Genomic DNA, 12,907 nt, shown 5'->3' with positions numbered 1-12,907 from the left:
GCACAAGGCCCCGCCATTCACACCATCCCGGCACTTCGGGGGCTGAAGCGGGCCCCCGGACGTGGGAGACTTCGGGCCGTCATGAGCACGGCCTCCATCCTCGGCATCGACTTCGGGACCACCAACACCTCGGCGGCCTTCTTCGACAAGACGGGCAAGCTTCGCGTCGTGCCCGTGACGGACAAGAGCTTCACCCTGCCCTCGGTGGTGTGGTTCCACGCGGCGGACAAGTCCATCGTCGGCCACGCCGCGCGGCGGCAAATCATCGACGACCCGCGCCACACCGTCTTCGGCGCGAAGCGCTTCCTCGGGCGCCGCTTCCAGTCCGAGTACGTCACCCAGCACAAGGACAAGTACGCCTTCGAGCTGATGGAGGCCCCGGACGGCTACACCGCCGTGAAGATGTACGGGAAGATGACCTCCCTCACGGAGGTCGCCCACCTCATCATCCGGCAGATGCTCACCCTGGCGAACCACGCCGCCGGAGAGCCCTTCCGCGAGTGCGTCCTCACCGTGCCCGCCCACGCCAGCATCCGCCAGCGCGAGGCGGTGCGGCAGGCCGCGGAGCAGACCGGCCTCCAGGTGCGCGCCATCGTCAACGAGCCCACCGCCGCCGCGCTCTACTACGCCAACCTGCGCAACCCCGAGCAGACCGTCATGGTGTTCGACCTGGGCGGCGGCACCTTCGACGCCACCCTGCTCGCCGTGCAGAACAAGGTGGTGAAGGTGCTGGCCACCGGCGGCGACGCCTTCCTGGGCGGCGCCAACTTCGACGAGCGAATCGTCGAGATGCTGGTGCAGGACTTCCAGCAGAAGCACGGCATCGACCTGCGCGGCAACAAGGTCGTCATGCAGCGGCTCGTCTTCGCCGCCGAGTCCGCGAAGATGTCCCTGAGCCAGCGCGACGCGACGGTGCTCCGCGTGCCCTGCATCGCCCAGAAGGACGGCGGCTTCATCGACTTCGACTACACCCTCACCCGCAAGCAACTGGAGGAGATGGTGTTCCAGCTCGTCGAGCGCTCCGCCTCCGCGTGCGACGACGTGCTGGAGCGCGCGAAGCTGAAGGCGGACCAGATTGACGAGCTGGTCATGGTGGGCGGCCAGACGCGCATGCCCGTCATCCGCCAGCGCTTCTCCCACTTCAAGCGCCTGTCCTCCGAGAAGGAGGTCCACCCGGAGCTGGGCGTGGCCGTGGGCGCCGCCATCCTCGGGCGCAACCTGGCGCGCGGAATCACCGGCCTGGCGGACGTGGTGCCCATGCCCATCAGCATCATGGTGCCCGGCGGCGCCCAGCACGAGGTCATCCCCGCCAACACCCCCGTGCCCGCCACGAAGTCCATCACCCTGGAGCTGCCCCTCATCCCCGGCCCCATCTCCGTGGCCCTCTTCGAGTCGCTCGACACCACCACCGTGGACCGCGAGCTGCTGGGCACCGTCCGCATCGACCTGGACTGGCGCACCACCCACAAGGGGCCCACCACCCTGGAGCTGCGCATGGGCCAGGACTTCGTCCTCAACGCCGCCCTCGTCGCCCCCCAGGGCGCCCGCCACCCGCTCCCCATCACCGACCTCCGCGCGCCCAAGCGCACCGCCTCGTAGCGCGAAGCGCGCCCCCGGGCCGGTCCGCACCGCGAGTCGGTGCGGGCCCCCGGCTGTTGGCGGCACTCACGCCGCGCTGGAAGGAGCATTCCTTCCGGGAGCACGCCGCTCCAGGAGCATGGGCAGGCCTCCCTTGGGGCGCAGGGTGATGAGCGGCTCGGGCGTCAGCACGTGGCCCGGGACACACCTCGGCCGGTAGCGCTGGGCCACGGTGGCGAGGATGAGCTGCGCCTCCATCATCGCGAAGCCGTTGCCGATGCACTGGCGCGGCCCGCCGCTGAAGGGGAAGTACGCGTAGCGTGGGCGCTGCGCGGAGGCCTCCGGCGAGAAGCGCTCTGGGAGGAACTCCTCGGGGCGCTCCCAGAAGTCCGGGTGGCGGTGGGTGACGTAGGGGCTGAGGTCCACCAGGGTGCCTCCGGGAATCCGGAAGCCGCCGATGACGTCGTCCTCCTTCACCGCCCGGCTGTAGACGTAGGCCGGCGGGTAGAGCCGCATCGCCTCCTCCACCACCATGCGCGTGTAGCCCAGCCGGGGCACGTCCCCTGCCGTGGGCAGGCGCCCGCCCAGCACCGCGTCCAGCTCGGCGTGCAGCTTCGCCTCCACGTGCGGGTGCTGGTCGAGCAGCGCCCACACCCAGCTCAGCGTCGTGGCCGTCGTCTCGTGGCCCGCCACCAGCATGGTGAGCACCTCGTCGCGCAGCTGCGCGTCGTTCATCGTCTCGCCCGTCTCCTCGTCCCGCGTCAGCATGAACATGGAGAGCAGGTCGCCCCGGTCCTCGCCGCTCCGGCGCCGCTCCGAGATGAGGCCCATGACGGCGCCCTGGAGCGCCCGGCTCGCGGCACGGAACTCGCGGTCATAGCGGGTGGGCAGCACCGGCGGCAGCAGGCGCAGCGTGCGGAAGCGGGTGGTGGTCTGCTCGCTCAGCACGTTGAACGCGGGCCCCACCACCGCCGCCAGGTCCCCCACCGCCGTCCCGAAGAGGGCCTCCCCGACGATGGTCAGCGCCAGCCGACTCATCTCCTCCATCACCCCCACGGGCTCCCCTCGCTCGGCGTGCGCCGCCCAGCGCTCCAGCATCTCCGCCGTCGCCCGGGTCATCCCGTCGGCCATGGCGGAGATGCGCTGCCGGTGGAAGGCGGGCTGGGCCAGCCGCCGCTGCCGCAGCCAGAAGGAGCCCTGACTCGTCAGCAGCCCGTTGCCGGCGACGCGGCTCACCAGCCGGTACGACAGGTGGTCCTTGGTGTAGTTGCCCACGTGCTCCTGCAGCACGTGGCGCACCCCATCCGGATGGGCGATGAGGTGCGACGTCATGGGGCCCAGCTTGTAGCGGACCACGTCTCCGTACTGGCGCGCCGACCCCAGCAGCATGCCGAGCACGTCCCGGCGCGCCTCGGGCAGCACGCCCATCAGCAGGTGGCCCCGGGGACCCGGGGCGATACGGGGAGCGGTGGTGTCCGGCGTTCGCGTCGCGGTGGTCGACATGGCGTGTCTCCTTGTGCGCCAACACATGCCCCGGGCTGGCGCCCGCTGCATTGTCCGCCGCCGCCAACCCGTTGTCCCCTGCCGCCAGGACACATTGCGGCCCCCTGGCCGCTCGGCCATGCTCCTCCGTCCGATGCGTCCACAGGCGCTCCAGTCCTCCGTCTTCCGCACGTTGTTCCGCGTCGGTGAGTCGCTCGGCATCTCCCGGGCGCGCCTGCTGGAGGCCACCGGCGAGCCGGAGGAGCGGCTGGCGGCCCCGGACACCCGCGTGCCCTACGAGGCGCTGCGCCGCGTGTGGGAGCTGCTCGTCTCCGAGGGTGGCGCACAGCCGCTCGGAGTGCGGCTGGCGGAGTCCCTGGAGCCCACCCACTTCGGTCTGGTGGGGTACGTGCTCGTCAACAGCCCCGACCTGCGCACGGCCATGCGCCGCCACTGCCGCGTCTACACCCTGGTGGACCCGCGCACCGAGTGGCTCACCCACGACACGCCCACCGGAATGCGCGCGGAGCTGCGGCTGCACCCGGAGGACGCCTGGGCGAAGTCCCTGCGCCACCCCACCGAAGGGCTGCTGCTGGGAATCGTGGCCACGGGCCGTGCCCTCACCGGGACGCACTGGAGCCCCCGGAGGGTCCGCTTCGCGCACCCGCGCCATGCGGCCTCCCAGGCCGTGGAGGACTTCCTCGGAGCCCCCGTGGAGTACGAGGCGGGCGCCTACGTCATGGAGGCGGATGAGCCCATCCCCTCGCTTCCCATCCGCCACGCCGACATCGACCTGGGCAACCTCCTCCACGCCCGCGCCGAGGCCGCCCTGGCCGATGCCCACGCCGCCGAGCGCCGCGCCTGGAAGGAACGCGTCAGCGCGGTGCTGGCGGCCCAGCCCCGCACCGGCGAGCTCGGCCCGGCGGACGTGGCCTCACGGCTCGCGGTGAGCGAGCGGACCCTCCAGCGCCGCCTGCGTGAGGAGGGAGCCTCCTTCGCCGGGCTCGAGGATGAGGTGCGCCGCGAGCGCGCCTTCCAGCTTCTGCGCGACGGGCAGCTCGCCCAGTTCGAGATTGCCTTCCTGCTCGGCTTCAGCGACCCGAGCGCCTTCACCCGCGCCTTCCGCCGCTGGAGCGGTGAGACGCCGCAGGGCTGGCAGAAGGCTCATGCCGCCTCGGCGTCCTGAGCACCGGGCCCCTTCACCGCGGCCACCGCTGAAGTGGGCCCTGGCTTCAGCGGGGCCGGGCGCGAACGAAGGTCTGGAAGAAGGACTCCCTGTCGAGCGCCACGGAGATGGAGGTGCGTGAGCCCGGCGCCAGCTCCGCGCCCCACTCCCCGCGCTCGCGCACCATGTCGACTTGCGCCCAGGTGATGAGGTCCCGGTCGATGGCCGCGCACGCCGCGATGGGGTCATGCAGCAGCTTGCCTTCCGGCTTCTCTCGCAGGTAGCGCTCCATGGCCTCGAACACGAGCGCGAGGCCGGCCGTCGCGTCCCGGTGGGGGCGCATCCGCTCGTGAAAGGCAACGTCGTAGGCCACGCCGTGGGTGACGTTCTTGGACACCAGGTCTCGCGAGCCGATGCGGTCCGTGGACAGCGCGAGCAGTGCCCCCTTGGGGTCGCCATTGAAGTTGAACGTGGGGCAGGTGCGGCGGCCCGCGAACTTCGGGAGCCGGTGCTCCGGCGGCACCACGTTGTCACCCGCGAAGCCGCCCTGGGCCACCCAGCGGGACACCCGCGCTTCGGGGTGCTCCTGGAGCAGCAGCCGCAGGTTCTGGAGCGGCGCGCCCGTGAGCAGGGCCGCGTCCGGGTACTTCGCGAGCGTGACGGCCAGCACCTCGTGTGCCAGCGCATCCGGCTCGGCGGGCGACAGCGCTCCGAGCCACACCGTGTGGAAGCCCGAGACACTGTCGCGCTCCGCGCCCGGGTTGCGCGCGCCCACCGGCACATCACTCCTGCCCGCGCGCGAGAGCAGATGGCGCACCAGGCCGACCTGCGCCCGGGAGCCGGGCGTCACCGTTACCGCGCGCAGCGCCACGTCCGGATGGGTGGCCAGCAGGCAGAGGGTGAGCGCGTCATCCGGGTCGCTCGTCTCCATGTCGAAGAGAAGGTCTTGCATCGCACCGTCACCAGGAAGGGGCCGGCCTCCCGGGCGGGACTCGCCAGAGACACGCCAGGCGGTCTGCCCCCCTGACGGGGGCGTCCCCTCCGCCTGACGGACCCGGGCGGGGCGCGTCGTCCGGCGAAAAGGAAAACGCCACCGGGACTCAGGGAGCCCCGGTGGCGCGGTGGTACGGCTCAGCTCGGCAGGTGACTACTTGTTGTAGCGGTACGCGCTGAACATCTCGTCCATGCGCGTGTCCTGGCCCGCCGAGAAGCGGTCCATGCAGGAGTCGTCGGTGTAGTCCATGAAGTTGGTGATGGGGTCCACGCCCGTGCCGTTGCACGTGTCGCGGCCGGTGGGGCAGCCGAACGCGGCGCTCCGCTCGGAGGGCGTGTCACTCACGGAGTCGCCCGTCTTGGCGCAGCCGCCCTGGAACGTGTGGTACAGGCCCATCCAGTGGCCGACCTCGTGGGTGGCCGTGTCGCCCAGGTTGTACGGGGCCGCCGAGCCGCCCGGCACCGACGCGAAGAGCAGCACCACGCCGTCATCCTTGGGCGCGCCGGCGTACCAGTTGGGGAAGGTCGCCCAGCCCAGCAGGCCGCCCCCCGGGTTGCAGCTGTAGATGTTCAGGTCGTCCGCCGTGCCCTGGCGGAGCGCCGTCTTCATCGCCGTCTCCACCGAGACGACGTCGCAGGTGTTGAACCAGGTGCTGTTGTTGGTGCGCGTCGTCGTCACCAGGTTGAACTGCCAGCCCCACGCCCGGTAGGCGTCGTTCAGCACGTTCATCTGGTCGGTGATCATCGCCGCCGTCAGGTCACCGTTGGACACGCCGCTGCCCTGGTTGATGACGTGGAAGTACACGTTGATGGTGCCCCCCGTCACCGACGCGCCGCCGCCACCACCGCCCGGCTTCTTCTCCGCCATGGCCGCGGAGAACTTCGACAGGTGCGACTTGACCTGCTGCTCCTCCACGTCCGTCAGCGGACGCGTGCCGCAGCGCTCGCCGGCGACCTTCGTCTTGGAGAGGCTCTGCTCCTGCGCGGGAGTCTCCGTCTCCGTCGGTGCCGGCGTCGGCTCCTCCTTCGAGACACAAGCCGTCGCGAGAAAACACGCACCCAGCACACCGAATCGGGAGAAACCCTTCATTGATACGCCTCCACTTGGGGGAAGGCGGAGGGCCATTCGCGGCCCTCCGCTGAAGGCTATTATCAATGATTTGGGCTCAGATGTTTCCGCCCCCGCATTCATTTTCTCAAATTACTGAACAACCCTCCCGTGAGTTCAGGGCGTCGCACGGAGCGTCCCAGGCGGTGGGGGAGGCGCGAGGGCGGGCTACGTGCAGTTGGCGTTGTAGCCAGGGCCGCCGAAGAAGAAGTAGCGGCCCCAGTTCCCCGGGTCGTTGTTCAGCGAGATGTCGTAGCAGAACGCGTCGTCACGGTACGCGGTGAGCCCGGACGGGTCCGTGTAGACGTTGCTGGTGTTCACGTAGAGCAGGTTGCGCTGGTACGCCGCATACCGGTACCACGACGCGGGGTAGGCGCCGCTGCCCATGTCCGTGGCCGTGTGGAGGTTGAGGTTGCGGTTGTCGATGATTTCGCCGCCGAAGTCGATGGACCAGGCGCGGTCCGCCAGGCCGTTCGCGTCGAAGCGGGTGCGCGGGTAGTAGCCCACCCAGATGTCGCCGTACTTCAGCCACCAGTTGCCCGCGGTGCCGTCCTTGAACCAGAGGAGCTTGAACTCGCGCTGGTCGCCACCGGCCACGCTGTAGAGGTCGAACCGCCCGCCGATGGGAACGGTGTTGTTGACCTGGACGAAGGCGCCGCAGCTCAGGTTGTAGCAACCGCCGCTGCCGTAGTTGTCCGGCGTGAAGTAGATGAAGAGGCGCGAGTTGTCGTCACCGTACAAGTCCCGGTACTTCTGCCAGCCAGCCTCCACCGTCTCCAGGGACGCGCCCGAGCCGCGGACGACCCACATCTGCGACAGGCTGAACTCACTGGTCAGCTCGGTGTAGGGATTCCAGACGTTGAAGATGCTCTCCGCGCCCATGTTGTCCACCCACTGGTGGGCGTGGGCGTACTGGTGCAGGGCCGTGGGGCCGCTGCGCGGCGGCTCGATTCCCTCGAAGCCCCGGGGCTTGCCGGTGTCCTCGGGGAGCCGGCCGGACAGGTGGTTGGGCACCTTGCGCCGGAACTCGTCCAGCGTCTCGAAGCGCTTCAGCGTCTCCAGCTTGAGCTGGACGATGGGCACGGTGCCTTCCGGGCAGCGCCGCATCGCCCCCGTGCCGTCCACGTCACCCGGGCCCGAGACTCCGGCCTCGAGCGTCGCGGGCAGCGTGTCGCGCCGGGGCGCCGCCGGGTCCGCGGCCACGGCCTTCGCGTCCGGCTGGGGAAGCGTGCTCGGCGCGAGCTGGATGCGGTGGCCCTCCATGCCCGGCTGCCGCAGCGCGGGCTGCAGGTGCAGCGGCACGCAGTCGATGTCGTCCCCCGCGCGGCTCCTGAAATGGTGCACCACGTCCTTCGCGTCGTAGAGCGACTCGAGGTGCCGCTGCATCTTCGCCAGCTCCCTGCTGTCGCGGACGCGCTCCACCAGGCCGATGCTCGCGGAGGAAGCCTCCGGAGCGGACGCCGCCCCACCCTCGTCTCCCGCCGCGCCACACCCCACGAGCCCCAGGCCCACACACGAGACGGCTCCGAGTCGCAACAGCCAGCGCTGCTCGGGACGACGGGTCTGCTTCGTCTGCTTCATGGCATGCCCCTGCTGACCACGGGTTGAAACCTGCTATCAGCGCGATACCTGAATACCGCGCCAAACCAGACTCTAGCCGGGGCTCTGACATGGACCGCGCGCACGCAACCGTCTGAAACGGGACGCTTCAGCGCGACCATGCGAGGCTGGCGCAAAATTGGAGGGACACACGAATGGTGGGACGTTCAGCGCTGGGATGGACGCTGGTGAGGGTGGTGTTCGGGCTCACGCTCGCGCTGGGGCACGGGATGTCGAAGGTCCGCGGCGACATGAGCCAGTTCGCGCAGGGCGTGGCCGCGCTGGGCTTCCCCTTCCCGCTCTTCTTCGCCTGGTGCGCGTCGCTGGCGGAGTTCCTGGGCGGGCTGCTGGTGGCGGTGGGCCTCTTCACCCGTCCCGCAGCGGCCTTCGCCGGCTTCACCATGCTGGTGGCACTCTTCCGCCACCGCGCGGACCCGTTCGGCCGCATGGAGCTGTCGCTGCTCTACCTCACCGTCATGGTAGCGGTGGTGCTGGCGGGCGCCGGGCCCTGGAGCCTCGACGCCCGCGTGCGCCGCAAGGCGTGACGGGGCCGCTCAGGCGGCCACGCGCTCCACGCAGGCGGGCACGTCGTTGCCCGGCGAGTTGACCACGCGCGCCACCTCGTACACGTCCAGCGTGTCGCCGGAGAAGGGCACCAGCAGGGGCAGCAGCGCGGCGGGGTCCTGGGGCTCGGGGCGCAGCCACAGCTCTCGCGCCTCGGGCGGGAGGATGACGGGCATCCGGTCATGGATGGGCGACATCAGCGGGTTGGGGCCGGTGGTGATGATGGTGCAGGTGTTGAGCACCTCGCCGGTGTCCGGCGCCGTCCACTCCTCCCAGAGGCCCGCGAGGGCCAGCGCCCCGCCATCCTTGCGGTGGAAGAAGTACGGCGTCTTCGGCTTCGTGGACTGCTTCCACTCGTACCAGCCGTCCACCAGCACCAGGCAGCGCCGCTTCTTGAGCGCGGTGCGGAAGCTGGGCTTCTCCGCCACCGTCTCACCGCGGGCGTTGATGAGCTTGCTCCCGATGCTCGCGTCCTTCGCCCACGAGGGGATGAGCCCCCAGCGGAAGGCGTCCAGCATGCGCGCGCCGTCGTTGGGCACGACGGGCATCAGCTGGGTGGGACACAGGTTGAAGCGCGGGCGATCCACGGAGGCGCGGATGCCAGCAAGGCCCAGCTCCGCTACGAGCTGGTCGGGAGAGGTCCGGACGGTGACACGGCCACACATGGCGTTGGATTATCGCCCCGTCTGGCGCGAGGCCCAAGAAAGTCATGGTGGGAGTGCCAGGAAGCAGGCGAACGGCCGACGCGGTAGGCTGGGGGGCATGAGCGACGACAGCAAGTCGAAGTTCGGCACACCCTCGGAGCCGAAGAAGAACCCGAAGGTGTTCGGGGTGCCGGTGAAGATAGACCCGTATGCCTCCGTGCGGCCGGACCACCCCACCGGGGAGTACGGCATGCCCGACAAGAAGAAGAAGCGGGACGACTCGCCGTTCGATCCGTTCGCCGTCGTCATCGAGTCACCGAAGGGCGGCGGCTGAGCGCCTGAAACCGGTGCCTCCCTCGCGCGCCCTGAACTACAAGGACGCGCCATGAACCGGTTCGCGCTGCTGTCCGCCTGCTTCGCCGTCTCACTCCTCGCCTGCTCGGAGCGCTCGCCGGGCCCCACCGCCGATGCCGGCGCGGCCCCCGTCCAGGCCCGCCCCGAGGTCGTCGATGCCGGGGCCCCGGAGCCTGTCGTGGAGGCGGCCCCCGCCGACGCGGGCGCCCTCGCCGAAGCGCCGGACGCGGGTGCCCCGGACGCGGGGAGCGGAGCGTGCTCGGCCAGCAGGCTGAGCGCGAAGACGCAGATTCCGATGCCGCCTCCTCCGCCCCCGGTGGAGCGCATGCGCCGCCGCATCATCGCCGCGGCGGTGGCCTGCGACTATGCGGCGCTCGAGAAGCTGGCCGACGAGAATGGCAAGGGCCTCACCTACACCTTCGGGGATGGCGAGAGCCCGACGGCCTACTGGCGCGAGCATGAGAAGGAAGGCCAGCCCGTGCTCGCGCGGATGGTCCAGCTCCTCAACCTCCCCTATGCCAAGGAGGACGAGATGTTCGTCTGGCCCGCCGTGCACGTCACCGTCACGGAGAAGAACTGGCAGGCCCTCTCGGGTGTCTACCCGGAGGAGCAGCTCCGCGAGATGAAGAAGGAGGGGGGCTACCTCGGCCTGCGCCTGGCCATCAGCGCGAAGGGCGACTGGCTGTTCGCCGTGGCGGGGGATTGAGGCGGCACAGTCAGCGCCTACTTCGTATGCTCCAGGCGTGATGTGGATGCGCCACGGAGGCCAGGGAGGGCGAGAGCGCTTCTGGAAGCCCTCCCCCACCTGCTGGCCTCGACCGAGACTGGGAAGCCCACCGCCGGAAGGCGCGTCCCGGCGGGCCGTGATGGCCCTGGCACGAGTCTCCCGCGCGTACGAACACCCCCGTAGGGTGCTGCACGTGGCGACGTCGCCGAGCGGCCTGCTCGTCGTCACCCAGGACGACGAGGGCCGGCGCTTCCTTCAATTTGGCTGGCTGGGCGCTTCCCAGAGCGTGGTGTGGCCCGGGTTCCCGCTGCGGCTGGAGTCGGACTACACGCGGGCCATGGTGGCCGCACTGGCCTTCGTCGAGGAGCCCCGGCGCATCCTGGTGGTGGGCGTGGGAGGGGGCGCCATTCCGATGTTCCTCCGCGCCGTGCTGCCCCAGGCGCACATCGACGCGGTGGATATCCACCCCGAGGTGCTGGAGGTGGCCCGGCGCTACTTCGGCTTCCGGGAGGATGCGGCGCTGCATTCCCACGTGGCGGATGCGCGGCGCTTCCTCGAGACGCCCGGGCTCCCCTATGACGCCATCCTCCTGGACGCCTTTGACCCCCGTGGAATCCCCCCAGTGCTGGCGACGCGGGAGTTCCTCCTGGCGACCCGGGCTCGCCTGGCACCGGGAGGCGTGGTGGTGGGCAACGTGTTGAGACACCCGAGCAGGCGGAACTCCTCCATGGCCCCCACCTGGAAGGAGAGCTTCGCCCAGCTCCACGCCTTCACCGTGGAGGAGTCCTTCAATCAGGTGCTGGTCGGACTGCCGGATACGGGGAAGCGCTCCCGCGCGGAGCTGAACACACGCGCCGAGCGGCTCTCGCGGGAGTGGGGCGTGCCCTTCAACCTGCGGACGCGGCTGCCCCGCCGGTATCACGGAAGCCCCCCGTCCCGCCGGGGCGCGTGAGCCGGCGGGTGCCTCGGCCCGTTCAGCGGCAGGCCGGCCAACACGGACGGTGCGGAGAGGTTTCGGAGCCCCGCCCCGCGGTGGACGGGCATCGCTCCGGCATCCACTCGCCGCGCCGCGCCTACCGTTCGCCGCGTGCCGCCTACCGTTGGCAGCATGCCCCGGCAGCGGGCCTTCGCACCTCGCCATCCTGGCGCCATGCGAAGAACCGCCCTCCTTCCCCTCGTCTCCTTCTTGTTGCTCGCCCTGCCTGCCCTCGCGGCCGATGACGGGGCCCGGGCCCGGGTCCAGGCCGCCGCCGAGGCCATGGGCGGAGAGGCCCGCCTCCGGGCCCTCTCCAGCCTGCGCATCCAGGGCCTGGGCCACTGGAACCTGATGGAGCAATCCGAGCGCCCCGCCCCACCCTGGCTCGTCATGTACGAGCAGGTGGATGAGCTGCGAGTCCCCGCCCGGCGGCGCCTGAGCCAGAAGACCGAGAGCCGGGGCACCGCGGGGCTTGCCACGTGGCAAGCCCTGTCCCTGGTGATGGATGGCGACGTGGTGGCCGTGGAGCGCGGGGGGACGTTCCGCCCCACCAGCGGCGCCCAGCTCCGGGACCTGCGCGAGCGGCTCGACTTCGCGCCCGAGCGCGTGCTCCTCACCGCCCTGGATGCGGCCGACCTGCACGCCGCTCCGGACACGGTGGTGCAGGACGTGCCCCATCACGTGGTGACCTTCCACCACGGCACCGCCGCCGTGCGCCTCTTCCTCAATTCCCACACGGGGCTGCCCACCCAGGTGGAGACCGAGGACGCCCACCCCGCCGACTTCTTCTGGAGCGTCTGGGGTGACGTGCGCACCCGGCTGTCCTTCCAGTCCTGGTCTCTGGAGCCGGGCGGGCTGCGCTACCCACGCAACTGGGAGTGGGAGCGCAACGGCCACGGCTACCACGCGTTCACCGTGACGGCGCTGGAGCTGGACCCGAAAGTGTCCGACGCGGACTTCGCCATTCCGGACGACGTGCGCAAGGGCTTCGAGGCGCGCCGCCACACCACGGCGGACGCCACACCACTGGGCCGCCCGGACCGCCCCGCCGTCGAGCTGGCCCCGGGCGTGGTGCACCTGCCCGGGCCCTGGGACGTGGCCCTCGTGAAGCAGGAGGACGGGCTGGTGGTGATTGAAGCGCCCATCGCCCCGGGCTACTCGGCTCGCGTCCTGGAGGAGGCCGCGAAGCGCTTCCCCGGCGTGAAGGTGAAGGCGGTGGTTTCCACCAGCGACGCGTGGCCCCACGTGGGCGGCCTGCGAGAGTACGTCGCGCGCGGCATTCCCCTCCAGGTGCTGGACCTCAACCGCCCGCTGGTGGAGCGGCTGCTGAAGGCACCCCGGACGCGCGTGCCGGACGCGCTGGCGAAGGCGCCCCGCGCCGCGAAGCTCCAGTCCGTGGGCCGGCGCACGACGCTGGGGACGGGCACGAACCGGCTGGAGCTGCTTCCCGTGCGCACGGAGACGGGCGAGCGGATGCTCTTCGTCTGGCTGCCGGAGCACCGGCTCCTCTACACCAGTGACCTGGTGCAGCCGGTGCCGGGCGGTGGCTTCTTCAACCCGCAGCAGGTGGCGGAGGCGGCGGACGTGGCCACGCGCGAGAAGCTGGATGTGGCACGCGCCTTCGGCATGCACCTGGACGCCACGGAGTGGAAGGCCCTCGCCGAGTCGGTGGAGAAGACCCGCGCTCCGGCGGCGGCAACCACGCCCTGAGAGGTGG

12 protein-coding genes are annotated in these 12,907 nt (G+C 70.8%); 7 read left to right on the top strand and 5 right to left on the bottom strand.

Features of this window, described 5'->3' with window-relative positions; all coding sequences use genetic code 11:
• Positions 1 to 81 precede the first annotated feature (81 nt).
• Positions 82 to 1,599 carry an Hsp70 family protein gene (locus G4D85_RS17340; RefSeq protein ID WP_164013276.1) on the top strand — a complete coding sequence of 506 codons (1,518 nt, stop codon included), beginning with the start codon at positions 82 to 84 and terminating at the stop codon, positions 1,597 to 1,599.
• 66 nt (positions 1,600 to 1,665) lie between these two features.
• On the opposite strand, the gene G4D85_RS17335 is transcribed toward G4D85_RS17340, so the two are convergent.
• Positions 1,666 to 3,081, bottom strand: coding sequence for a cytochrome P450 (locus tag G4D85_RS17335; protein WP_164013275.1), 1,416 nt, complete (start codon positions 3,079 to 3,081; stop codon positions 1,666 to 1,668).
• Positions 3,082 to 3,199: 118 nt separating this feature from the next.
• Between G4D85_RS17335 and G4D85_RS17330 the strand changes: the two genes are divergently transcribed.
• Complete coding sequence (locus G4D85_RS17330) at positions 3,200 to 4,246, top strand: AraC family transcriptional regulator (RefSeq protein WP_205525580.1); 1,047 nt, start codon at positions 3,200 to 3,202, stop codon at positions 4,244 to 4,246.
• A 46-nt stretch (positions 4,247 to 4,292) separates the two neighbouring features.
• Here G4D85_RS17330 and G4D85_RS17325 read toward each other — a convergent pair whose 3' ends face one another.
• The 3 genes from G4D85_RS17325 to G4D85_RS17315 form a co-directional block, all read right to left on the bottom strand.
• Positions 4,293 to 5,177, bottom strand: a complete 885-nt coding sequence (locus G4D85_RS17325; protein ID WP_164013271.1) for a nucleoside hydrolase — start codon at positions 5,175 to 5,177, stop codon at positions 4,293 to 4,295.
• 195 nt (positions 5,178 to 5,372) lie between these two features.
• Entirely contained in the window at positions 5,373 to 6,308 is a 936-nt protein-coding gene (locus G4D85_RS17320; RefSeq protein WP_164013269.1) for a zinc metalloprotease, read from the bottom strand.
• Positions 6,309 to 6,494: 186 nt separating this feature from the next.
• The gene (locus G4D85_RS17315) at positions 6,495 to 7,907 is read right to left on the bottom strand and encodes a neprosin family prolyl endopeptidase (RefSeq protein ID WP_164013267.1); all 1,413 of its coding nucleotides are present in this window, start codon (positions 7,905 to 7,907) and stop codon (positions 6,495 to 6,497) included.
• Positions 7,908 to 8,080: 173 nt separating this feature from the next.
• Here G4D85_RS17315 and G4D85_RS17310 point away from each other — a divergent pair, with 173 nt between their 5' ends.
• Positions 8,081 to 8,470 carry a DoxX family protein gene (locus G4D85_RS17310; protein WP_164013266.1) on the top strand — a complete coding sequence of 130 codons (390 nt, stop codon included), beginning with the start codon at positions 8,081 to 8,083 and terminating at the stop codon, positions 8,468 to 8,470.
• Positions 8,471 to 8,479: 9 nt separating this feature from the next.
• Here the strand turns inward: G4D85_RS17310 and G4D85_RS17305 are convergent, their stop codons facing one another.
• On the bottom strand, positions 8,480 to 9,154 hold the full coding sequence (locus G4D85_RS17305) for an SOS response-associated peptidase (RefSeq protein ID WP_164013265.1): 675 nt from the start codon (positions 9,152 to 9,154) through the stop codon (positions 8,480 to 8,482).
• Positions 9,155 to 9,251: 97 nt separating this feature from the next.
• Here G4D85_RS17305 and G4D85_RS17300 point away from each other — a divergent pair, with 97 nt between their 5' ends.
• From G4D85_RS17300 to G4D85_RS17285, 4 genes are all read left to right on the top strand, one after another.
• Positions 9,252 to 9,467, top strand: a complete 216-nt coding sequence (locus G4D85_RS17300; protein WP_164013264.1) for a hypothetical protein — start codon at positions 9,252 to 9,254, stop codon at positions 9,465 to 9,467.
• 51 nt (positions 9,468 to 9,518) lie between these two features.
• Positions 9,519 to 10,193 (top strand): hypothetical protein, encoded by a 675-nt coding sequence (locus G4D85_RS49465; RefSeq protein ID WP_240359331.1) that lies wholly within the window; start codon positions 9,519 to 9,521, stop codon positions 10,191 to 10,193.
• Between the two features lie 214 nt (positions 10,194 to 10,407).
• Positions 10,408 to 11,166 carry a spermidine synthase gene (locus tag G4D85_RS17290; protein WP_240359330.1) on the top strand — a complete coding sequence of 253 codons (759 nt, stop codon included), beginning with the start codon at positions 10,408 to 10,410 and terminating at the stop codon, positions 11,164 to 11,166.
• Between the two features lie 198 nt (positions 11,167 to 11,364).
• Positions 11,365 to 12,900 carry an MBL fold metallo-hydrolase gene (locus G4D85_RS17285; protein ID WP_164013263.1) on the top strand — a complete coding sequence of 512 codons (1,536 nt, stop codon included), beginning with the start codon at positions 11,365 to 11,367 and terminating at the stop codon, positions 12,898 to 12,900.
• The last annotated feature ends 7 nt before the right edge of the window (positions 12,901 to 12,907 follow it).

The organism is Pyxidicoccus trucidator (assembly GCF_010894435.1).
Taxonomy (GTDB): Bacteria; Myxococcota; Myxococcia; order Myxococcales; family Myxococcaceae; genus Myxococcus; species Myxococcus trucidator.
This window is presented reverse-complemented; position numbering and strand designations above follow the sequence as displayed.

Coding starts and splice junctions, on each gene's coding strand:
- G4D85_RS17340 (WP_164013276.1), top strand. CDS start 82: ATGAGCACGGCCTCCATCCTCGGCATCGACTTCGGGACCACCAACACC.
- G4D85_RS17335 (WP_164013275.1), bottom strand. CDS start 3,081: ATGTCGACCACCGCGACGCGAACGCCGGACACCACCGCTCCCCGTATC.
- G4D85_RS17330 (WP_205525580.1), top strand. CDS start 3,200: ATGCTCCTCCGTCCGATGCGTCCACAGGCGCTCCAGTCCTCCGTCTTC.
- G4D85_RS17325 (WP_164013271.1), bottom strand. CDS start 5,177: ATGCAAGACCTTCTCTTCGACATGGAGACGAGCGACCCGGATGACGCG.
- G4D85_RS17320 (WP_164013269.1), bottom strand. CDS start 6,308: ATGAAGGGTTTCTCCCGATTCGGTGTGCTGGGTGCGTGTTTTCTCGCG.
- G4D85_RS17315 (WP_164013267.1), bottom strand. CDS start 7,907: ATGAAGCAGACGAAGCAGACCCGTCGTCCCGAGCAGCGCTGGCTGTTG.
- G4D85_RS17310 (WP_164013266.1), top strand. CDS start 8,081: ATGGTGGGACGTTCAGCGCTGGGATGGACGCTGGTGAGGGTGGTGTTC.
- G4D85_RS17305 (WP_164013265.1), bottom strand. CDS start 9,154: ATGTGTGGCCGTGTCACCGTCCGGACCTCTCCCGACCAGCTCGTAGCG.
- G4D85_RS17300 (WP_164013264.1), top strand. CDS start 9,252: ATGAGCGACGACAGCAAGTCGAAGTTCGGCACACCCTCGGAGCCGAAG.
- G4D85_RS49465 (WP_240359331.1), top strand. CDS start 9,519: ATGAACCGGTTCGCGCTGCTGTCCGCCTGCTTCGCCGTCTCACTCCTC.
- G4D85_RS17285 (WP_164013263.1), top strand. CDS start 11,365: ATGCGAAGAACCGCCCTCCTTCCCCTCGTCTCCTTCTTGTTGCTCGCC.